This is a genomic window from uncultured Aquimarina sp. (assembly GCF_947495315.1).
GTDB lineage: Bacteria > Bacteroidota > Bacteroidia > Flavobacteriales > Flavobacteriaceae > Aquimarina.
In genome coordinates this window covers 1-205 of the sequence record NZ_CANLYD010000070.1, presented here as the reverse complement: position 1 = coordinate 205, position 205 = coordinate 1, and the positions used below count along the sequence as shown (strand labels likewise).

General features: G+C 33.7%; 1 pseudogene. It reads right to left on the bottom strand.

What is annotated here, in order from left to right:
- Positions 1-121: pseudogene (locus Q0910_RS28625) on the bottom strand (transposase); the annotation flags it as partial.
- Positions 122-205: the final 84 nt, after the last annotated feature.

The window sequence follows — 205 nt, the reverse complement described above, 5'->3', positions numbered from 1 at the left end:
GTTCTCTACAACGAACCTGAACATCTCCTTTCAAAACTTTATAACGATATTTACTACACCAAACTATATGGCAAGTCTAACGACTGGAAGTGTGAGAACCTTTTCTTAAATACGATTTCATCTAATCTAAAATATAGATTTTTTCGCATTACTAAAGTGCTGCAATGAAATTGCAGGGTTTTCACCCTAATCTGAGACCAATAAA